The organism is Sulfuriferula thiophila, assembly GCF_003864975.1.
Taxonomy (GTDB): domain Bacteria; phylum Pseudomonadota; class Gammaproteobacteria; order Burkholderiales; family Sulfuriferulaceae; genus Sulfuriferula; species Sulfuriferula thiophila.
In genome coordinates this window covers 531,527-552,003 of record NZ_BHGL01000007.1, presented here as the reverse complement: position 1 = coordinate 552,003, position 20,477 = coordinate 531,527, and the positions used below count along the sequence as shown (strand labels likewise).

Annotated in this window: 21 protein-coding genes; 6 read left to right on the top strand and 15 right to left on the bottom strand. The window is 54.9% G+C overall.

What is annotated here, in order from left to right; genetic code table 11:
- Nucleotides 1-142: 142 nt before the first annotated feature.
- The 8 genes from EJE49_RS07445 to ilvD form a co-directional block, all read right to left on the bottom strand.
- Nucleotides 143-856: an ABC transporter ATP-binding protein gene (locus EJE49_RS07445; RefSeq protein ID WP_124949757.1), complete on the bottom strand. Its 714-nt coding sequence runs from the start codon at nt 854-856 to the stop codon at nt 143-145.
- Nucleotides 853-1,623: an ABC transporter ATP-binding protein gene (locus tag EJE49_RS07440; protein WP_124949756.1), complete on the bottom strand. Its 771-nt coding sequence runs from the start codon at nt 1,621-1,623 to the stop codon at nt 853-855. Before EJE49_RS07440 ends, EJE49_RS07445 begins: the two co-directional genes overlap by 4 nt.
- A complete protein-coding gene (locus tag EJE49_RS07435; protein WP_124949755.1) occupies nt 1,613-2,668 on the bottom strand; it encodes an ABC transporter permease subunit in 1,056 nt (351 codons plus the stop codon). Before EJE49_RS07435 ends, EJE49_RS07440 begins: the two co-directional genes overlap by 11 nt.
- Nucleotides 2,668-3,597, bottom strand: coding sequence for a branched-chain amino acid ABC transporter permease (locus EJE49_RS07430; protein WP_124949754.1), 930 nt, complete (start codon nt 3,595-3,597; stop codon nt 2,668-2,670). The genes EJE49_RS07435 and EJE49_RS07430 overlap by 1 nt, the downstream gene beginning before the upstream one ends.
- Nucleotides 3,598-3,605: 8 nt before the next feature.
- Nucleotides 3,606-4,757: a branched-chain amino acid ABC transporter substrate-binding protein gene (locus EJE49_RS07425; protein WP_124949804.1), complete on the bottom strand. Its 1,152-nt coding sequence runs from the start codon at nt 4,755-4,757 to the stop codon at nt 3,606-3,608.
- Nucleotides 4,758-4,896: 139 nt separating this feature from the next.
- Nucleotides 4,897-5,220 (bottom strand): c-type cytochrome, encoded by a 324-nt coding sequence (locus tag EJE49_RS07420; protein WP_124949753.1) that lies wholly within the window; start codon nt 5,218-5,220, stop codon nt 4,897-4,899.
- A 94-nt stretch (nt 5,221-5,314) separates the two neighbouring features.
- On the bottom strand, nt 5,315-5,932 hold the full coding sequence (locus tag EJE49_RS07415) for a nucleotide-binding protein (protein WP_124949752.1): 618 nt from the start codon (nt 5,930-5,932) through the stop codon (nt 5,315-5,317).
- Nucleotides 5,933-5,956: 24 nt separating this feature from the next.
- Nucleotides 5,957-7,813, bottom strand: coding sequence for a dihydroxy-acid dehydratase (ilvD, locus tag EJE49_RS07410; RefSeq protein WP_124949751.1), 1,857 nt, complete (start codon nt 7,811-7,813; stop codon nt 5,957-5,959).
- Between the two features lie 57 nt (nt 7,814-7,870).
- On the opposite strand from ilvD, the gene lgt reads away from it, so the two are divergent.
- From lgt to EJE49_RS07385, 5 genes are all read left to right on the top strand, one after another.
- Complete coding sequence (lgt, locus tag EJE49_RS07405) at nt 7,871-8,665, top strand: prolipoprotein diacylglyceryl transferase (protein WP_124949750.1); 795 nt, start codon at nt 7,871-7,873, stop codon at nt 8,663-8,665.
- 17 nt (nt 8,666-8,682) lie between these two features.
- Nucleotides 8,683-9,624: a hydrogen peroxide-inducible genes activator gene (locus EJE49_RS07400; RefSeq protein ID WP_124949749.1), complete on the top strand. Its 942-nt coding sequence runs from the start codon at nt 8,683-8,685 to the stop codon at nt 9,622-9,624.
- 169 nt (nt 9,625-9,793) lie between these two features.
- Nucleotides 9,794-10,273 (top strand): rubrerythrin family protein, encoded by a 480-nt coding sequence (locus tag EJE49_RS07395; protein ID WP_223246788.1) that lies wholly within the window; start codon nt 9,794-9,796, stop codon nt 10,271-10,273.
- 30 nt (nt 10,274-10,303) lie between these two features.
- On the top strand, nt 10,304-10,468 hold the full coding sequence (locus EJE49_RS07390; RefSeq protein WP_124949748.1) for a rubredoxin: 165 nt from the start codon (nt 10,304-10,306) through the stop codon (nt 10,466-10,468).
- Between the two features lie 118 nt (nt 10,469-10,586).
- Nucleotides 10,587-11,738 carry an FAD-dependent oxidoreductase gene (locus EJE49_RS07385; protein WP_124949747.1) on the top strand — a complete coding sequence of 384 codons (1,152 nt, stop codon included), beginning with the start codon at nt 10,587-10,589 and terminating at the stop codon, nt 11,736-11,738.
- A gap of 66 nt (nt 11,739-11,804) precedes the next feature.
- On the opposite strand, the gene trxA is transcribed toward EJE49_RS07385, so the two are convergent.
- Nucleotides 11,805-12,185, bottom strand: a complete 381-nt coding sequence (gene trxA / locus EJE49_RS07380; RefSeq protein WP_124949746.1) for a thioredoxin — start codon at nt 12,183-12,185, stop codon at nt 11,805-11,807.
- Nucleotides 12,186-12,524: 339 nt separating this feature from the next.
- Between trxA and EJE49_RS14100 the strand changes: the two genes are divergently transcribed.
- A complete protein-coding gene (locus tag EJE49_RS14100; protein ID WP_189941754.1) occupies nt 12,525-13,706 on the top strand; it encodes a hypothetical protein in 1,182 nt (393 codons plus the stop codon).
- A 543-nt stretch (nt 13,707-14,249) separates the two neighbouring features.
- On the opposite strand, the gene EJE49_RS07365 is transcribed toward EJE49_RS14100, so the two are convergent.
- Genes EJE49_RS07365 through EJE49_RS07340 form a run of 6 tightly spaced genes read right to left on the bottom strand, consistent with a single transcriptional unit; the run spans nt 14,250 to nt 20,477 of the window.
- Entirely contained in the window at nt 14,250-15,224 is a 975-nt protein-coding gene (locus EJE49_RS07365) for a bile acid:sodium symporter family protein (protein ID WP_124949745.1), read from the bottom strand.
- A gap of 37 nt (nt 15,225-15,261) precedes the next feature.
- Nucleotides 15,262-16,851: a gamma-glutamyltransferase family protein gene (locus tag EJE49_RS07360; RefSeq protein ID WP_124949744.1), complete on the bottom strand. Its 1,590-nt coding sequence runs from the start codon at nt 16,849-16,851 to the stop codon at nt 15,262-15,264.
- Nucleotides 16,852-16,874: 23 nt separating this feature from the next.
- On the bottom strand, nt 16,875-17,573 hold the full coding sequence (locus tag EJE49_RS07355) for a GntR family transcriptional regulator (RefSeq protein ID WP_124949743.1): 699 nt from the start codon (nt 17,571-17,573) through the stop codon (nt 16,875-16,877).
- Nucleotides 17,570-18,544: an ABC transporter ATP-binding protein gene (locus EJE49_RS07350; protein ID WP_223246787.1), complete on the bottom strand. Its 975-nt coding sequence runs from the start codon at nt 18,542-18,544 to the stop codon at nt 17,570-17,572. The genes EJE49_RS07355 and EJE49_RS07350 overlap by 4 nt, the downstream gene beginning before the upstream one ends.
- Nucleotides 18,541-19,593 (bottom strand): ABC transporter ATP-binding protein, encoded by a 1,053-nt coding sequence (locus EJE49_RS07345; RefSeq protein WP_124949742.1) that lies wholly within the window; start codon nt 19,591-19,593, stop codon nt 18,541-18,543. The genes EJE49_RS07350 and EJE49_RS07345 overlap by 4 nt, the downstream gene beginning before the upstream one ends.
- Nucleotides 19,590-20,477 (bottom strand): ABC transporter permease, encoded by an 888-nt coding sequence (locus tag EJE49_RS07340; protein ID WP_189941752.1) that lies wholly within the window; start codon nt 20,475-20,477, stop codon nt 19,590-19,592. The genes EJE49_RS07345 and EJE49_RS07340 overlap by 4 nt, the downstream gene beginning before the upstream one ends.

Here is a 20,477-nt window from a genome sequence, read left to right as displayed (position 1 = left end):
TGCTGATTCGGAATTTGATATTACTCTTTTTGAATAAGTAAGTCTGTGCGCTAGGGAACAGAGTGTCACAGGCAGAAAAGTGCAGTATTTATTAAGAGTGTTATCAGCTTGAAGCGGCAGCAGGCGTTGCTCTGTTGCCGGTTTATTCGCCGAAATAGGCTTTCTTGATATCCGTGTTGGCGGCAAGTTCGGCAGCAATATCCTGCTGGGTGATTTTACCGGTTTCGATAATGTAGCCGCGATCACTATGGGCCAGTGCCAGACGGGCATTTTGTTCCACCAGCAGTAGCGCTACACCTTGCTGATGTGCTTCCTGCAGGGTGGCGAAGATGGCGTTGACCATCAGCGGCGCCAGGCCCATGCTCGGTTCATCCAGCAGCAGCAGGCGCGGGCGCGACAGCAGGGCTCGATTGATGGCGAGCAGTTGCTGTTCGCCGCCGGAGAGTTGCCCGGCTGGCTGTGCTCGGCGTTCGCCCAGACGCGGATAACGTTGATAAATGGTGTCGATTTCCTGTCTGACAGCGGCGCTGTCGCGGCGGATATAGGCACCCATTTCCAGATTTTCGGCAACACTGAGCCGGGAGAAGATGCCGCGCCCTTCCGGCACCAGCGCGATACCGAGCGGCACGATCTGATACGAGGGCAAGCGGGTGATGGGCTTCCCGGCAAAATGTACGCTGCCGCCTGCGCTGGGCAGCATGCCGGCAATGGCCTTGAGCAGCGTGGTTTTACCGGCGCCGTTAGCACCAATCAGGCACACGCGTTCGCCTTCGGCTACGCTCAGGCTGACGCCTTGTACGGCATGGATTTGCCCGTAAGCGACGCGTAATTCGTGGATGTTGAGCAGTTCGCTCATGCTTCTGCCCCCAGATAAGCGCTGATGACGCGCGGATTGGTGCGGATCTGTGCCGGCACATCTTCGGCAATTTTTTCGCCAAAATCGAGTACCGCAATGCGGTCACACAGGCTCATCATCAGTTTGACGTCGTGTTCGATCACGATCAGGGTCAGGCCGAGCTGGTCGCGCAGGGTACGGATCAGCTGTTTCAGCGTGTCGCGTTCGGCGGGGTTCATGCCCGCTGCCGGTTCATCCAACGCCAGCACTTGCGGGACGGTCGCCAGTGCGCGGGCGATTTCCAGACGGCGCTGGTCGCCGTAGGACAGATTTTTTGCCAGCGTGTTGCTGTGCCGGGTAATGCCGACCAGTGCCAGTAATTCCTGGGCACGCTGGCGAATGGCGGCTTCTTCGATGCGTGTGCCGCGGTTGCGCAAAATGGCGCCGATAATGCCGGCATGGGTACGGGCGTGGCGGCCGACCATGACGTTTTCCAGCACGCTCATGTCAGCAAACAGGCGGATGTTCTGAAACGTGCGGGCGATGCCGAGTTGCAGTACCTGATGCGGTTTCATGCCCAGCATAGTCTGATTGTTGAACCATAATTGCCCGCTGCTGGCAGTGTACAGCCCGGTGAGGATGTTGAACAGCGTGGTTTTGCCGGCACCATTGGGACCAATCAGGCCGAGAATCTCGCCTTTACGCACCGACAGCGACACTTCATGCAAGGCGCGGATACCGCCGAAGTGCTTGCTGATGCCTTCTACGCGAATAATGTCAGGACTCATTGTGATACTCGCGCTTATGACGATTGGACGGCAGCAGTCCTGCAGGACGGAACAGCATCATCAGGATCAGCGCCATGCCGAACAGCAGCATGCGCAAGTCGGTGGGATCAATCACCACATGACCGATCCAGGCACGTTGCCAGTCGCCGACGTAGCGCAAGGCTTCTGGCAACACGGTGAGCAGGATGGCGCCGAGCACAACGCCGGGAATATTACCCATGCCGCCGAGTACGATCATGCACAGGATCATGACTGATTCCATCAGATTGAAGCTCTCTGGGCTGATGAAACCCTGGAATCCGGCGAACAGGCCGCCAGCCACGCCGCCGAAGGTCGCGCCCATCGCAAATGCCAGCAGCTTGATATTGCGTACGTTAATGCCGGTAGCCTGCGCGGCCAGCTCATCCTCGCGAATCGCTGCCCAGGCCCGGCCGATGCGGGAATCCTGCAGGCGTAGCGCGATAAAAATAGTGACGAGGGTGAGTGCTAAAAACAGATAGTAATACAGTTGCGGCGAAGACAGCGTAAGCCCGAACAGATGGTGGGTCTTGCCGAACGAAAAGCCGGCGATGCGGATAGGGTCGATCAGGTTGACGCCTTGCGGGCCATTGGTAATGTTGACTGGCGCGTTGAGGTTGTTGAGAAAGATGCGGATGATCTCGCCGAAGCCGAGGGTGACGATGGCCAGATAATCACCGCGCAGCCGCAGTGTCGGCGCGCCCAGCAATACCCCGAACAGTCCGGCGGCAGCAGCACCGATGGGCAGCAATGCCCAGAACGGCAAGTGCAGACCAAACTGCGGCGAAGCCAGCAGTGCGTAACAGTAAGCGCCGACTGCATAAAATGCGATATAGCCCAGATCCAGCAGGCCGGCATAACCAACCACGATGTTCAGCCCCACTGCCAGCATGATGTACAGTAGCGCCAGGTCCATCACTCGTACCCACGAGCGACCCAGCCCGGCCTGTACCAGTATGGGTAACAGCGCCAGACCTACGGCGAGCACGATAAAGGTAAGCCATACCGATTTACTGCGTGTTTTCATCAGGCCCGCTCACCGACGCGTTCGCCCAGCAAGCCGGAAGGCCGGATGATCAGCACTAATATCAGCACAAAAAAGGCGAACACATCCTGATAGTTGCTGCCGAGGAAGCCACCGGTAATGTCGCCGATATAACCCGCACCCAGGCTTTCGATTACGCCCAGCAGCAAGCCGCCGAGCATGGCGCCGGCCAGGTTGCCGATACCACCCAAGACCGCTGCAGAGAAGGCTTTCAGACCGAGCAGGAATCCCATGTAATAGTGTGCCAGGCCGTAGTAAGCACTTACCATAACGCCGGCAACAGCGGCTAGCGCAGAGCCGATGATGAAGGTGAGCGAGATAACGGTGTTGGCGTTTACGCCCATCAGGCCGGCCAGTTGTGGCGATTGTGCAGTGGCACGCATGGCGCGGCCGAGACGGGTGCGCTGTACCAAGAGCGTCAGTGCAATCATCAGTACCACCGAGGTGATCAGGATGACAATTTGCACATCCGTGATGCGTGCGCCCAGAAGATTATGATAGCCCTGCGGCAGGATGGGAGGAAAGGATATATATTGGCGGCCCCAGATCAGCATCGCGACGTTCTGCAGTACGATAGACACGCCGATGGCGGTGATCAGCGGTGCCAGTCGCGGGGCATGACGCAATGGCCGGTAAGCCACGCGCTCTATGGTATAGCCCAGTGCCATGCATGCGGGAATGGCGGCGAGCAGACCGAGTAAGGCAACAACAACGCCGGGTAAATCCACTCCGGCACCGATCAAGGCAGAAATCACTGCCAATGCGATCATCGCGCCAAACATGGTGACTTCGCCGTGGGCAAAGTTGATCAGCTCCAGTATGCCGTAGACCATGGTGTAGCCCAGCGCAACCAGTGCGTATACGCTACCCAGCACCAGCCCGTTGATCAGCTGTTGCACGAAAATATCCATCAGCCGGCCTACTTACTGTTCTGTATGGTTTGCAGGGTTTGCCACTTACCGGATTTAACCTGGTATAAGGTGACTGCGCCATCAGTCAGATCGCCTTTGCTGTCAAAACGGATATGTCCGGTGACGCCCTGATAGTCTGTTTTGGGCATCTCAGCCAGATATTTGGCCGGGTCGGAGCTATGTGCGCGTTGCATTGCTGCAACCATTACATATACCGCATCGTAAGCATAGGGTGCGTAGTTCTGAATTTCCCCGAAGCGGGCGTTGAATTTCTCTTTGAATGACTTGCCACCGGGCATGCTGTCGAGTGGCAGGCCGGGGTTGGAGGCAATGGTGCCTTCCGCGTCACTATTAGCCAGGCTGATAAATTTAGGCGTCTGCATGCCGTCGCCACCCAATAACTGCGCGGTCAGACCTAGCTGCTTCATCTGTTTCGCCAGCGGGGCAGCTTGTGGATCCATGCCGCCGAAGAACACCACTTGCGGACTATGCGATTTGATCGAAGTCAGAATCGCCATGAAATCGGTGGATTTGTCGGTGGTGTATTCGCGGGCGACTACGCTGCCGCCAGCGGCTTTGACCGCCTTTTCGAATTCATCAGCCAGACCCTGACCGTAAGCGGTGCGGTCGTCAATCACGGCGACATTTTTGGCACCAAGCTGTTTGACTGCATATTGACCCAGTACCTGACCCTGCTGTTTGTCGTTGGTCATGACCCGGTAAGCGGTGTTGTAGCCCTGAGCGGTATAGCTGACGGCGGTGGCTGACGGGGAAATTTGCGGGATGCCGGCATCAAAGTAAATTTTTGAGGCGGGTATCGTGGCGCCGGAATTCAAATGACCAATTACACCGACGATGCCATCATCGACCAGCTTCTGCGCCACGGTCGTTGCGGCTTTAGGATCGGCCTGGTCGTCTTCTGCAATCAGGTCGATGCGGACTTTTTTGCCATCCAGCGTGAGCCCTGCTGCGTTGATTTCATCTACGGCCAGCTGTGCACCATTTTCATTGTCTTTGCCGAGGTGTGCCTGAGGCCCGGTCAGCGGTGAGGCGGAGCCGATTTTGATAATATTATCGCCGCCGGCGGTCTGGTTTTGCTTGCTGCAACCAGTGACAAAGAGGGTGGCGACAAGTGCGGCCAATAGGGTGTTGCGTAGCATGGGCTTCAAGGGACTGCTCCGTAGAATAACGTAATGTAACAAACGCTTTTGTTATACCACAAAGCCTTACGCAGGTGAATCCAGGCCCCAAAAAAAACAGGCCGACATTACTGTCGGCCTGTCATTGTGCAGCATGACATCAGTTTTGCAATGCCAGTATCCATTTGACGATAACACGCAAGTCTTCGTCTTTAACTTGCGGGTTAGGTGGCATAGGGATCTGACCCCATACACCGGCACCGCCCTTTTTAACTTTGTCCATCAGATGGGCTTCGGCAGTTTTGTCGCCTTTGTACTTGGCGGCGACATCTTTGTAAGCCGGGCCAACGATTTTCTTGTCAACGGAGTGGCAAGTCATACAGGCGTTCTTTTGCGCCAAGGACAGGCCAGTATTGTCAGCTGCGCTTGCTTGGCTGGCTACCATCACCAACGCGATTGCTGCGGCGTTAATAATCAGTTTCATGTGCTACCCCTTAAAGTTAATTGCGATAATGAATTGTATATACTATTTCGGTGCATGATAGCAGATAGATGCGCTAGTTCCGCACAGTACATACCTACTGTGCAGCGTCGAGCCAGGCTAATAAAGGTTGCCATTGCTCACGCTCGCGTTCGGTCAGTCTGGGTGGTAAATCAAACACGCTTTTGCCTTCAAACGCGGCATTAATATACGCCTGGGTTTCCTGCAAATGGGCAAGTACCGGCAGGTTGTTTTCCAGCAGGAATGTTTCGAGGATCGACGCGGCGCGGGTGCGTGGCGCCACGCGCATGCCGACCATGCCTATGAAAGCGCGTTCCTTGCGTATGGCTTTTTCTTCCTGCAGCGCGTTTAAAAAAGAGCGGCTGGCTTCTATGTCGAACAACGACGGCGCGATCGGCACGATCACCCGCTCCACCAGTTTCAGCGCACGTTCCAGGTTTTTACCGTGCAAGCCGGCTGGCGAGTCGATAATAAGCCAGCCTTCCCGCCCTGTTGTGCCCTGAGCCCGATCGAACAGCCAGATCGGTGGCAGCTCGGCTGCGCGGCGTGCCAGCCAGACTGTCGCTGATTGCTGCTTGTCCAGATCCAGCAGGCGCACATTTTGCCCTGCAGCCGCTAAAGCACCGGCAAGACTGACGGCCAGCGTGGTTTTGCCACTGCCGCCCTTGGGATTGGCCACCAGAATTGCGCGCATACCGGATTTGCTCACCATGTACCCTTATTTCTTGCGTTCGATCTGGGTCACATCACGTACCGCACCGGTGGCAGCCGAGGTGGTCATCGCCGCGTAGGCACGCAGTGCGACTGACACCGAGCGATTGCGATTAACCGGCTGCCAGGCTTTGTGGCCACGATTCTCCATGTCGATACGGCGGCTGGCCAGCACTTCATCGCTTACTGCCAGATGGATGCTGCGCTTGGGGATATCGATTTCGATGATGTCGCCTTCTTCTACCAGACCGATGGTGCCGCCTTCGGCTGCTTCAGGCGAGACGTGGCCGATACTCAGCCCCGAGGTGCCGCCGGAAAAACGGCCATCGGTAATCAGCGCACAGGCTTTGCCCAGACCTTTGGATTTGATATACGAGGTCGGGTACAGCATTTCCTGCATACCGGGGCCGCCCTTAGGCCCTTCATAGCGGATCAGCACGATATCGCCGGCTACGATCTGGTCGGCCAAAATGGCTTCAACAGCGCTGTCCTGTGATTCAAAAATACGTGCCGGACCGCTGAATTTGAAAATGCTTTCATCCACGCCGGCGGTCTTGACGATACAGCCATCTTTGGCGATGTTGCCATGCAGTACCGCCAGGCCACCCTCTTTGCTATAAGCGTGCTCCAGACTGCGGATACAGCCGGCTGTGCGGTCAGTGTCCAGGGTTGCCCAGCGTTTGTCCTGGCTGAATGCAACCTGGGTGGGTACGCCTCCGGGGCCGGCACGGAAGAATTTTTTCACTTCTTCATCGTCTGTTTGCATGATGTCGTATTTTGCCAGTGCTTCTGCCATGCTGGCGCTGTGCACGGTAGGCAGATCGCGATGCAGCAGGCCGGCGCGATCGAGTTCGCCGAGGATACCCATTACGCCGCCAGCGCGATGCACGTCTTCCATGTGGAACTGCTGGGTAGCCGGTGCGACTTTGCACAGGTTGGGCACGCGCCGGCTCATGCGGTCGATGTCATGCATGGTGAACGGTACGCCACCTTCAAATGCCGATGCCAGCAGATGCAGCACGGTATTGGTGGAACCGCCCATGGCGATGTCCAGCGCGATGGCGTTTTCGAACGCGCCAAACGAGGCGATACTGCGTGGCAGCACGGTGTAGTCATCCTGCTCGTAGTGGCGTTTGGCCAGATCGACGATCAGACGGCCCGCTTTCAGGAATAATTGTTCGCGATCGGCGTGGGTAGCCAGTGTCGAACCGTTACCCGGCAGGCTCAGACCCAGCGCTTCAGTCAGGCAGTTCATGGAGTTGGCGGTAAACATGCCAGAGCATGAACCGCAGGTCGGGCAGGCGGAACGCTCAATCTGTTCGACTTCGGCGTCGGTTTCCTTGTTGTCGGCAGCGGACACCATGGCATCGACCAGATCCAGTTTCATCACTTTGCCGTGGATAGTGGTTTTGCCAGATTCCATCGGCCCGCCGGAAACGAATACCACCGGGATATTCAGGCGCATTGCTGCCATCAGCATGCCGGGGGTGATTTTGTCGCAGTTGGAAATGCACACCAGCGCATCGGCGCAATGGGCATTGACCATGTATTCCACGCTGTCGGCGATCAGTTCGCGCGAAGGCAGCGAATAGAGCATGCCGCCGTGACCCATGGCGATACCGTCATCGACGGCGATGGTATTGAATTCCTTGGCGACGCCGCCGGCTTTTTCAATTTCGCGCGCGACTAGCTGGCCCATGTCTTTTAAATGCACATGGCCCGGTACAAACTGGGTAAACGAGTTGGCAATGGCAATAATCGGTTTTTCGAAATCGCCGTCTTTCATGCCGGTAGCGCGCCATAATGCGCGGGCTCCAGCCATATTACGACCCTGGGTTGTGGTGCGTGAACGATAAGTGGGCATACTTAACCTTTAATCTAATGCGATAATAATGCTAATTTTATCCCATTCTCAACAGCCATGCTTATTCATCCACAATTTGATCCTGTCGCTATTGCCATCGGTCCCCTTGCCATACGCTGGTATGGACTGATGTATCTGCTCGCATTTATGTTGTTGCTGGTGCTGGGGCGATTGCGCATCAAACAGCACCCAGATGCAGGCTGGAACATCAAACAGCTGGACGATGTGCTGTTTTATGGTGTGCTGGGCGTGGTGCTGGGCGGGCGGCTGGGTTACGTATTGTTCTATAAATTCAGCTACTATCTGGCGCACCCGATAGAAATTTTTTATGTCTGGCAAGGTGGCATGTCGTTTCATGGCGGCTTTCTGGGCGTGGCATTTGCGCTGTGGCTGTTTGCGCGCCGCGAGGGCAAGCCCTGGCTGGCCATAGCCGATTTTATCGCGCCGCTGGTGCCGCTGGGTCTGGGTGCCGGGCGTATCGGTAATTTCATTAACGGCGAATTATGGGGCCGTCCGACTGATTTGCCGTGGGGCATGGTGTTCCCGAATGTGGATCTGGTGCCGCGTCATCCTTCCCAGCTTTATGAATTCGGGCTGGAAGGCCTAGCCTTGTTTGCCTTGGTGTGGCTGTATTCAGCACGGCCACGCCCGGTAGGCGCGGTGTCGGGACTGTTTCTGATCGGCTATGGCACGTTCCGCTTTCTGGTGGAATTTTCGCGTGAACCGGATGATTTCCTCGGTCTGCTGGCGATGGGGCTGAGCATGGGACAATGGCTATCCGTGCCGATGATTATTACCGGTATCGGCATCATGTTCTGGGCGTATCGTAAGCAAGCAGGAAAGATCAATTAGATAAGGATGCCGAGATCATGACACTGACCGAACTCCGTTACATTGTTGCTGTTGCCCGTGAGCATCATTTCGGACGAGCGGCTGAGGCATGTTTTGTATCGCAGCCAACATTGAGCGTGGCGATCAAAAAGCTGGAAGAAGAGCTGGGTATTGCCATATTCGAACGCGCTAACAACGAAGTCAGTGTCACCCCTATCGGTGCGCGTATCGTTGAACAGGCCGCGCATATTCTGGAGCAGACCGGTACCCTCAAGCAGATTGCCCAGCAGGGTAAAAATCCCTTGATCGGCAGCTTGCGTCTCGGTGCCATTTTTACTATTGCTCCGTATGTGCTGCCGCATCTGATCCCGGCCTTGCATAAGTTGGCCCCGCAAATGCCGCTGCTGCTTGAGGAAAATTTCACCCGTAAACTGACGGAGAAACTCAGGCAGGGTGAGCTGGACGTCATCATTATTTCATTACCATTCGACGAGCCGGGCATGGAAACACTGACGCTGTATCACGAGCCGTTTCAAGTTGCATTGCCATCTGAGCATCCCTGGCGTGACAAGGCCAGTGTCGATGTGAATGAGCTGACCAGTGAAAATATGCTGCTGCTGGGTTCCGGGCACTGTTTCCGCGATCAGGTACTGCAGGCCTGCCCCGCGTTGAACCGTTCTTCCGCACCTTCCGGCAGCATACAGAAGACGCTGGAATCGAGCAGTCTGGAAACCATACGTTATATGGTGGCTTCCGGTGTGGGTATTACCGTCATGCCCTGTACTGCGATTACCCAGACACCCATCGAGCAGGGTCTGCTCAGTTTCCGTCCGTTTACCGCACCGGTGCCGGATCGTGCGGTGGCACTGGCATGGCGCAAAAGCTATCCGCGCATGGAGGCTATCGAGGCATTGCGTCAGGCCATGTTGCAATGCAAGTTGCCGTGTGTGAGCTGGGTGCCATCGCTGTCTCTAATTTAATTACCGCCGCTTATTTTTCTGAAGACTATGTTGCTGGCTATATGCTGTATAACTATAATTATAGTTTTTAGCTATCAATATTATCGTTATAATCAATTAGATTAATTATGTTGTGTTGCGTAGGATAGCAACTGTGAGCACACGCTCCCAACCAACTAACAGGAGAATCATGATGGCAAACACAGAATCAGTTACCGTTAAGAATATCGAAGCCGCTTTTGCTGGCGAGTCCATGGCTTATATCAAATACATGTACTTCGCTAAAATGTGCCGCGCTGCAGGCGATGAAGCAACAGCCAAGGTGTTTGAAGAAACTGCGGCGCAGGAAGTCATGCATGCTTTCGGCCATCTGGATTTGCTCTACCCTAAAGACACCATGACCCCGGCACGCTGCCTGGACATGGCGATAGCAGGCGAAACCTACGAGTACACCGAAATGTACCCTAACTTCCGCCATGCAGCCGTTGAAGAAGGCAATCATGCAGCGGTGGCTGAAATGGACGAGCAAATCGCCGAATCCAGAGAACATGCCGAACGCTTCCAGGCAATGCTGGAAAAAGCAGCCAAGCGCTTTGCTGCATTGGCCCGAGTAGAAGAGAAACACGCTAATCACTACCGCGACACCTTGGCTAAAGTCCAGGCTGCGTAATTAAGTAATTTACTGATCAGGAGATAAAAAATGAAAGCATGGCAATGTATCGTATGTGGTTTTATCTATAACGAAGAAGCGGGTTTGCCTGAAGATGGCATTGCGCCAGGCACACGCTGGGAAGACATTCCGGAAGACTGGGCTTGTCCGGACTGCGGCGTAGCCAAGGCGGATTTTGAGATGATAGAAGTTTGAGTTTCAGGTAATGTTGATAACGCGGGTCGCACGATAACAGGGTTGACTCAACAGGGAGAATCCTGAAAAATCGTGCGATTCCCGCATCTTTGCAGAAATTATAAATACAGAGGTTTTTATGCAACCCATTATCATAATCGGTAGCGGCATGGCGGCATATACGTTGGCGCGTGAATTTCGCAAGCTCGACAAAGAGATGCCATTAACGGTGATTACGGCTGATGATGGCGATGCGTATAGCAAACCTATGCTGTCGACGGCGCTGGCGCAGAACAAAATGCCGGATCAACTGGTCAATGCCAAAGTGGAGAGCATGCGTGAGCAGCTCAACGCGCAAATCCTTACCCATCAGCAGGTACAGGCAATCGACCCTACGGCTAAGCAAGTGCACTTAAAAGATCAGACCCTGGCGTACAGCCAGCTGGTGCTGGCGCTGGGTGCAGACCCGGTACGGCCGCAACTGGCTGGCGATGCGGGCAGTGCTGTACTGTCAGTGAATGATCTGACGGATTATGCCCGCTTCCGTGCTGCGATTGTTAATGCCAAACGGGTAACGATACTGGGCGGTGGCCTGATCGGCTGCGAATTTGCCAATGATCTGGCCGGTGCCGGTTATCAGGTCGATATTGTTCATCCTCATGCTTACCCGCTGGAGCGTTTGTTGCCAGAGGCAGCAGGGGTCGAGCTTAAAAACAACCTGGCAAAGATCGGTGTAGTCTGGCATTTGCAGCGCATGACGGTCGCGGTGGATCATCAGGGTGATAGCCTGCTGGTAAGTCTGAATGATGGTTCGACTATCAAAACGGATGCGGTGTTGTCGGCCATCGGTTTGCGCCCCCGCATTCAACTGGCGCAGCAGGCGGGGATCCAGACTGGGCGTGGTATCCGGGTTAATCGTCAATTGCAGACCAGCGTTCCTGATATCTATGCGCTGGGCGATTGTGCAGAAGTCGAAGGCCATGTGCTGCCATACGTATTGCCATTGATGGCGCAAGCGCGTGCGCTGGCTGCCACATTGTCCGGCACGCTGACCGGCGTGGCGTATCCGGCGATGCCTGTCGTGGTGAAAACGCCCGCCTACCCTATCGCGGTGGCGGCGCCGAGTGTCGCGGACAGCGCAGTCTGGGCGGTGGACTGTCAGGAGGATGGCATCTGCGCGTTATATCAGGATGCACAGGGCCAACTGCTAGGCTTTGCGCTGACCGGTAAAGCCACGCAACAGCGTCAGGCACTGGCGAAACAGTTGCCGCCGATCCTGGCAATGCAGTGATCAGCTAAATGGCAATAAAAAAGGCCGTACAGAGTGATCTGTACGGCCTTTTTTGTGCCTGCTGCTTTAGGCTTTATCGGCTTGTGCAGCTTGCTCTTCAGCAATTTCCTTGTGTACTTGCGCCATGTCCAGTTCGCGGACTTTAGCGATCAGTTCATCCAGACCGGAGGCTGGCAGTGAACCTGGTTGCGAGTAGATGATCACTTTTTCGCGGAATATCATCAGCGTAGGTATGGAACGGATCTGAAAACTGGCAGCGATGCCTTGTTCCACTTCGGTATTCACCTTGGCAAAAGTAATGTCGGTATGCTTTTCAGCAGCCGCTTCAAACGTTGGTGCAAATGCGCGGCAAGGGCCACACCACGGTGCCCAGAAATCAACAATGACAAAATCATTATCGAGTACGGTGGATTCGAAATTTTCCTGATTGAGTTCTAGTACGGCCATGTGATGCTCCTGATAAAAAGTCCCGTTACATTAGCATGAGATTCACATCATGTCACTTTGTGAGGATGGCCTGATCATACAAAGCAAATGTCATAGTAATCGGGCTATGTTGGGTAGCGCACAGACTGCGCTGATGCATAAAACAACAATGAACTTATGGTTTAGAAATAGATGGCTAAATTTCATTAAACACTGCGCTACCATTTCAACCCATTCAAACAAGTCTTCTGTGTCCGTTTCAAATTCTGTCGGATACCGTATCCGAGTGCTGGCAGGGTAGCGTTACTGGCCAAAATAACCACTATGACTACGGCCGATTAACAATCAGGAGGATAAAAAATGCGTTATAAACTTATTGCTTTGTCGATGCTGCTTGGTATGACTACCATAACCACAGCTTGCGCCTCTGGACAACGGACCAGCGAGATGGCGGTGGGTATCGCCTTTCCAGGTGTCAGTATCGGCATTAATATGCCGGCGTACCCGCGGCTGGTCCCGGTGCCTGGTTATCCCGTCTACTATGACCCATATGCGAATTCGAATTACTTCTTTTACGATGGCTTGTACTGGGTGTTCTATGATGACAACTGGTATGCCAGCAGTTGGTACAACGGGCCATGGGACAGGATAGGCTACGATTATGTGCCGCTGTATGTGTTGCGTGTGCCAGTGCGTTACTACCGTCAGCCACCCGTCTATTTCCGTGGCTGGCGCGATGATGCGCCGCCACGCTGGGGTAAGCACTGGGGGCGTGACTGGGAGCAGCGTCGAAGCGGTTGGGATCAATGGGATCGCCGTGCCGTGCCCGCCCCTGCCCCATTACCGGTTTACCAGCGCGAGTATTCTGGAAACCGATATCCTCATGTAGTCGAGCAACAACGTTCGCTCCAATCTGAGCATTATCGCTATCAACCGCGGGAGCCGGTGACGCAGCAGTATTTTCAGCGCCAGGAGCAACCAATTCAGCAACGGCAGCAAGAGCAGCAACATCAACAGGAACAACAGGTTCGACAACGCCAGCTGGATGAGCAGCGGCAACAGGATCAACAGCGCCAGCAGGGTCAGCAGCGACAACAGGAGCAGCAAAACCAGCAGCTTGAGCAGCGGCAGCGCGAACAGCAAAATCAGCAACGCCAACTGGATCAGGAGCGGCAACAGAACCAGCAGCGCCAGCAAGGTCAGCAACGGCAGCAAGAACAGCAACGCCAGCAGGACCAGCAGCGTCAGCTAGATCAGCAGCGGCAACAGGATCAGCAACACCAGCAAGGTCAGCAGCGGCAGCAGGAGCAACAACGCCAACTGGACCAGCAGCGTCAACAAATGCAGCAAACTCAGCAACGCCAGCTAGATCTGCAGCGGCAACAGGACCACCAGCGGCAACAGAATCAACAGCTGCAACAGGATCAGTCTCAACAACGTTCACAGGGTAATCCTCACGCCACGGATCAGGACAATACTCCTGCGCCGCATGATAAATCGTGGAAAAATCCGAACGAAGAGCGAGATCAATATCGCCAGTAATTTGGACGGTTTGTAATCATCCGGGTGGTCAGTGCTAACACATCAACAAATTTGTTAGTGCTCACCATATTTTTTCTATACGCATACTCAAGTTTGAGGCGATTGATCTGGTTCGAAGAATGCCTGATTAGGCGTTTGATATCCAAGCGGTTTTCTGGGTCGAAGGTTAAAGCAGTCCACCGCCATATCAATCCCCTGCTGCGCAATGGTGGTGAAGTCCCGCATTTTTTGGAAATGCGACCGTATCAAACCACTGATGTTTTCATTGGTATCGCCCCCAGGGATGCATAGAAATGTGTGAAGTAAAATCCGTCATCAGCTGTTTGGTAACGGTGTCGTACTCGGCGAACTCCTGTTCGTTGTCAGAAGTGATGGCATGCACTCTATGCCGATAAGGTTGCAGAGCAGCCCAACTGTCTATGAACCGCCCTGCCTGCGTAGTCTTGCGCTCGACCTTGCGGATCAGGGTAATCCCCCTGTCGCCAATCCTGCTGCAACATGTTGGAATCGTTATCGCAGATCCGTTTGAGTGCCTCTTTTGATTTACTTCACCCTACTTTCCCGATTGGCCCAGTGCTGTGAAATGACGCCACCTATTGCCAGTTGTAAAGGGTGATAAATCATAATTGGCATGAGGATAAGACCTAATGCAGGATGGGCACCGAATATCAGATGTGCCATGGGTAGCCCGGAAGCTAGAGTCTTCTTGGAGCCGCAGAAGATGGCAGCGATGCGGTCCTCCGTAGAAAACCCGAGCAGATTCGACAACATGCGGATCAGTAGCAATACAACAAAGAACAGTACAGCCGCGCCGACGAGCGTTTCCACTAGCACCATGGGGCCATAGTGTGACCATATGTGTTGCTGTACTGAATCGCTGAAGGACGTATAAATCAGTGTCAGGATAGTCAGCCGGTCTACCATTTGTATCCTGGATCTGTTGCGATTAGCCCATTGATGCAGGAGGGGGCGGGCGAGCTGTCCCAGCGTAAGGGGCAGAATCAACCACAACAGCAAATCGATAATCACCGGTCCAACTGAGAAGTCGCTACCGCTGTGACCCAGTATCCATGCCATCCACAAGGGAGTCAGTACTACACCGATGAGACTGGAAAGCGTGGCGTTGAACACTGCTACGGACACGTTGCCACGCGCCGCTACGGTGAGTGCCACAGAAGAGGATACAGTAGAGGGCAGTGCACAAAGGTAGAAAAATCCAGTCTGCAAATCTGCCGACATCCAGCTGCCGGTAAGATTGAGGAGACCCCATCCGAGCAATGGAAAAATTAGAAACGTGCTGGCCTGGATTAAAAGATGTACCTGCCACCGTAATGCACCGTCCCGTAAAGCCAGTACGCTTAGCCCTAGGCCGTTGAGAAAAAATATCAGGGCAATTCCCATTTTGTTGAGTAACTCTGGATGAAGAAAGCCACCGTGGGCACCGGGGGCCGGCCACAGAAAAGCCAAGCCGACAGCCATTAACATACCCTTGAGAAACCAATCGAATTTGAATTTCATGTCATATTACCTTTACCAAGTTCGATTTTCGGTAGTATTACCATGCGGCTACACTGCCATCGCTGCGGGGGTCTTCGCCTCCCTCAATCCAGCCTTCTGGGTGGCGCACCAGCGCACCAGCATGACCCATACGCTCGTCGAAATCCGCCACCACTTCCACGGGATGCCCTAGCTCACGCAATGCCTGAATGAGGATTGGCGAATAACGTGACTCCAGTTTCAGCGTCGTGCTTTGTTCTGCCCAGGTTCTGCCCAGCAGCCAGCGGGGTGCAGCTACCGCAGAGCGTACGTTGTGATCGCCCCATACATAGCGCGAAAATACTGCCGCCTGAGTCTGTGGTTGACCTTCGCCGCCCATGGTGCCATAAACCAGCAGGCGCCCATCATCCAGGGTGGCCATGGCCGGATTGAGTGTATGAAACGGCTTTCGCCCAGGTTCAAGGCTGCGTAGTTGCCCCGGACGAAGGTCAAAGGAGCAACCCCGGTTCTGCCAGCAGATACCGCTGCCCGGCAGTACCACACCGCTGCCGAACTCGAAGTAGATACTCTGTATCATGCTCACAGCCCGACCCGCAGCATCTACCGCACCGATCCAGGTGGTATCGCCATCGGAGACGGGAGCAGGCCAAGAGCTGGCATGTTCCAGTGGTACACGTGAGGCCAGGGCATCCAGCATTTTTCCGTTCAAAAGGTTAACCGGGTCAATCTGCATATGAGCGGGGTCGGTTACATACTTGTCACGCACTAAAAATGCCCGTTTGGTGGCTTCCACTAGCGCATGAATACCCTCTACGTTATCTGGACTCCATCCGGTTTGGCGAATGCGGTCGTAGATGCCGAGTATTAGCAGCGAAGCCAGTCCCTGGGTTGGTGGTGCCATGTTGAATACGGTGGCATTGGATAAGCGCAATTGCAGAGGTGGTTTTATCTGTGCCTGATGCTGGGCTAGATCGTTTGTTGTGAGGGGGCTGCCGATCGTGGCCAGATCGATCCCCGTTTGTTGTGCCAATTCACCCCGGTAGAAGTCATCCGTACCTGCCCTGGCCAACTGTTCCAGAGTAGCCGCCAGTGCCGGGAAGTAATGGCGCTGGCCATAGCTTGGTACCTGTCTCTGATTCAGGAAGGTATCAGCAAATCCGGGTTGAGCAATCAGATCGGCTAATTTGGCGCGTGTGTTCTCCTCCTGACTGCGTGTAACAGGGAAGCCTTCCCTAGCGTAATAAATCGCACTTTCCAGAAGACGCGCGAATGGCAGACGGCCGCCCCATCGGGTACGACTGAACTCATAGGCGGCCCCCCAACCGGACACTGTACCGGCAACCGTATTCGCTGCCAGCGGGCCGCGCCATGGAATACTTTTCCAGTCGCCATAGATCGCGCGAGTGACGCCTGCGCCTGTTGCGCCACAGGCATCGATCGATTGCATGGCCTGCCCGGGTGCATGCAACAGCCAGAAGCCATCCCCTCCGATGCCGGTCATGTGCGGGTAGACAACCGCCAGTGTGGCGGCTACCGCAATAGTCGCTTCGATGGCGTTGCCGCCCTCACGAAAAATATCGAGACCCGCCTGGGATGCTAGAGAGTGAGGGGCAACAACGGCGCCCCTGCTGCCAAGAATAGGATTCATATTGTACTGCATCTCCATTTTATTTAATTGTTGTCGGCAGTCGTGTTGGCCCAGACCGGTGCGACTCGGGTCGTGGCATTCCGTGCGGAGAGCAGGTGGGTTCGCATGGCTCGGTAGGTCGTAATCACATCGTGCGACAGGATAGCTTCCACGATGACCGAATGCTCCTCAAAAGATTCGCCCATCCGCTCCATGTTGCGAAACTGGGTGCGACGAAAAGGGGATATGCGGTGGCGTAAGCTCATGGCCAGATCTATCAATACCGGGTTATGACAACCTTGAATGATGGTGGTGTGCAGCTCAAGATTAACCACGTCATAACGGTTCATATCCCCGGCCTGCATAGACAACCGCCCCTGAACATGCAGCTCACGAAGCTGAGCCCGTTCGTTTTCGGTCATACGCAGGGCGGCATGGCGTGCACAGGCTGCTTCCAACTCTCCGATAGCCTCGAACATCTGGTCGAGCTGTTCAGGGGTCATGGCCGCCACCACCGAACCGCGGTTGGGACGGTACTCTACCAGGCCCATGATTGACAACTGCTTCAAGGCTTCGCGTACGGGCGTACGTGACACATTAAAACGCTCGGCTAGGCTTACTTCATCCAGATGGGTGCTCGGGGCAAAATTGCCCAGTACAATTTCGTCGGCTATTTTTCGGCAAATTTCGTCTGCCAGACCACCCCTGCTGCGTGTGTTTTCCTGGGATTCAGTCTGACTCATGCGGCCTCCGTGAAAGGCAGGATAGGATGGAAACAGGCCAGAGATTCACTGCCTCGAATGACAGTCGGCGGGTGCTCGCGCTGACATTGCGCGTCGCTGCGTGCGCAACGGGGCGCAAAGCTGCAACCCGGTGGCAGGAATGCCAGATCCGGCGGCGAGCCGGGCACGGCCATCAGGACTTTTCCACGATTTTCCATCCCCACGCTGGAAGCCAGCAGTCCGGCGGTGTAAGGATGCCGAGGCTGGCGTACGATCTGAGCTACCTGCCCTTGCTCAACAACGCGCCCTGCATACATCACGGCAATGCGATCTGCTATTTCTACTGCGGCACCGATGTCGTGCGTTACGAAAATGACAGACATCCCCGTTTCCTGCTGCAATTCACGTAGCAGTAGCAATATCTGAATCTGCACTGAAGCGTCCAGTGCAGTGGTCGGTTCGTCTGCCAGCAGCAATTTCGGCTTACAGGCCAGTGCCAGAGCGATCATGGCCCGCTGCCGCATACCGCCGGAAAGCTCGTTTGGATAGGCGTCGAAACGTCGTTTCGCCTGGGGAATCTGCACCCTGTCCAGCATACTCAACGCTTGCTGGCGGGCGGTTTTCTCATCGATGGCTTCATGTATGCGGATCGCCTCGGTGATTTGCTGACCGATCGTATAGACTGGATCAAAGGCCAGTCCCGGCTCCTGAAAAACCATCGAGACGGTGCCACCCCGGTAGAGCTCTAGCTCACGTCCCTTGAGCGCCAGCACATCACGACCGTCCACACGGATATGGCCGCTGATATGGGTATTGTGAGTCGGATACAGGCGCAGCAGGGTGCGTAAAGTAACGCTTTTACCTGATCCTGACTCGCCCAACAATCCGAGCACTTCGCCCTTCCCGAGTTCGAGGTTGACCTGATTGAGGGCGCTGGCAGTTCGGTTGCCGCAAAACTCCACACTGAGATCCTGCAGGGAGACCATGTTCATACTGAAATCTCCTGATTGCTTTTCGGGTGGCCTGAATGATTGTTATTCATGTGGCAAGCTACCAGATGTTGCTCATTTCCGCCCACAGTCATGAGGGTCGGGGTTTGTGCTTCGCAGACCTGATGTGCATGTGAGCAACGCTCGCGGAATCGGCAGCCGCCGGGCGGATTGATTGGATTGGGTGGGTCGCCCATGAGAGGCGAGGCCTGAGTGCGATGATCGGGATCCATGGAAGGCACTGCGGACAGCAATGCCAGCGTATACGGATGCGCAGCCTGACCATAGATATTCTCTACCGGCCCGGTTTCTACGACTTCACCCAGGTACATGACCATCACATGATCGCTCAGGTAATGAACCACATGAAGATCGTGAGAAATGAACAGATACGTGAGTTGTCGTTCATCCTTAAGTTCCTGAAGCAAGTTAAGAACCTGGGCCTGAACCGATTTATCCAGCGCCGCCACCGCCTCGTCGAGTATTACCATCCTGGGATCAAAGGCCAGCGCCCGGGCGATATTCACCCTTTGCCGCTGCCCGCCGGACAGTTCGTGGGGATAGCGGGCACCAAACTGATCAGGCTCCAGACCGACACGGGCGAGAAGGTCCCGCGTGATTCGATTGGCTTGTGTTGCTGAAACACCATGGATTTGGGGTCCATAGGCGATGGTCTCAGTGATGCTGAGTCGCGGATTAAGTGAGGCGTAAGAATCTTGGAACACCATTTGCAGGTTGCGGCGAAACTCCTTGAGCTCAATGCCGCCGTATTCATCCACACCTTCGCCGTCGAAGATCATGCTGCCACTATCCACTGCCATCAGGCGAGCAATGAGGCGGGCCGTAGTGGATTTTCCGCAGCCGGATTCGCCGACAATGCCCAGTGTCTTGCCCTTAGGTACGGAGAAGCTTACGCCGTCCACAGCATGGACGAATTGACGCTTGCGTGTAAGCAGGCTGCCCCGTACCGGAAAATATTTTTTCAGATCACGTACGATCAGCAGGGGTTGGGCCGGACCACTACGATCTGTGACAGGGAAATTGATCTTCATCGACGAATGTCCATTGCGGTACGCACGCTATCTGCCAGCAGATTGAATGCGATTGAGGTTATAAAAATCAGCACGCCAGGTAAAGCTGCCAACCAGGGGTTGATATAAATGGCCGATCGCAGGGTATTGAGCATCAGACCCCACTCAGGCTCGGGCGGCTTTACGCCCAGGCCCAGGAAAGATAACCCTGAGGCAAGAATCATACTGACACTCAACAGCCCCGTGCTATAGACGAATACCGGGCCCAGTACGTTGCTCAGCACATGGACACGGATAATGGAAAATGTCCCCGCACCGCTCATACGGGCCGCTTCAATGTAGTCCAGTTTGCGTACCTGCGTAGTCACGCTCTCAGCTACCCGCACTACCTGGGGAATGAAGATCAGGCTCAGTGCAATCAGACTGTTGCTCATACCTGGCCCCAGCGCGCCGGAAATCGCCACCGCCAGCAGTACTGATGGAAACGCATAGAATACATCCAGCACGCGCATGATGACCATATTTACCCAGCCGCCCGCGTAACCCGCAAAAAGACCCATGGATGTTCCTATGACAAAGGCGACTAACACCGGGATGACACCCATCAGCAATGAGATACGCCCGCCGTACATTAGCCGGGAAAGCATATCCCGACCAAGCTCGTCGGTACCCAGCAGGTGGCCCTCGCTGCCTAGCGGCAGCAGACGGTGCAGCATGCTGGCCTTGTAGGGATCAGCGGGCGAGAGCCAGGGAGCAAAAACGGCAGCACCTACAATCAGCAGCAGGATAAAGGCGGTAAACAGTGCCATCGGGTCGTGTAGCAACTGATACCACACTGTGGCCCAGTAACTGCGACTGCGTGCTGCCGCCACTGCGGATAGTGGCATAGAGAGAGAATTTGTCAT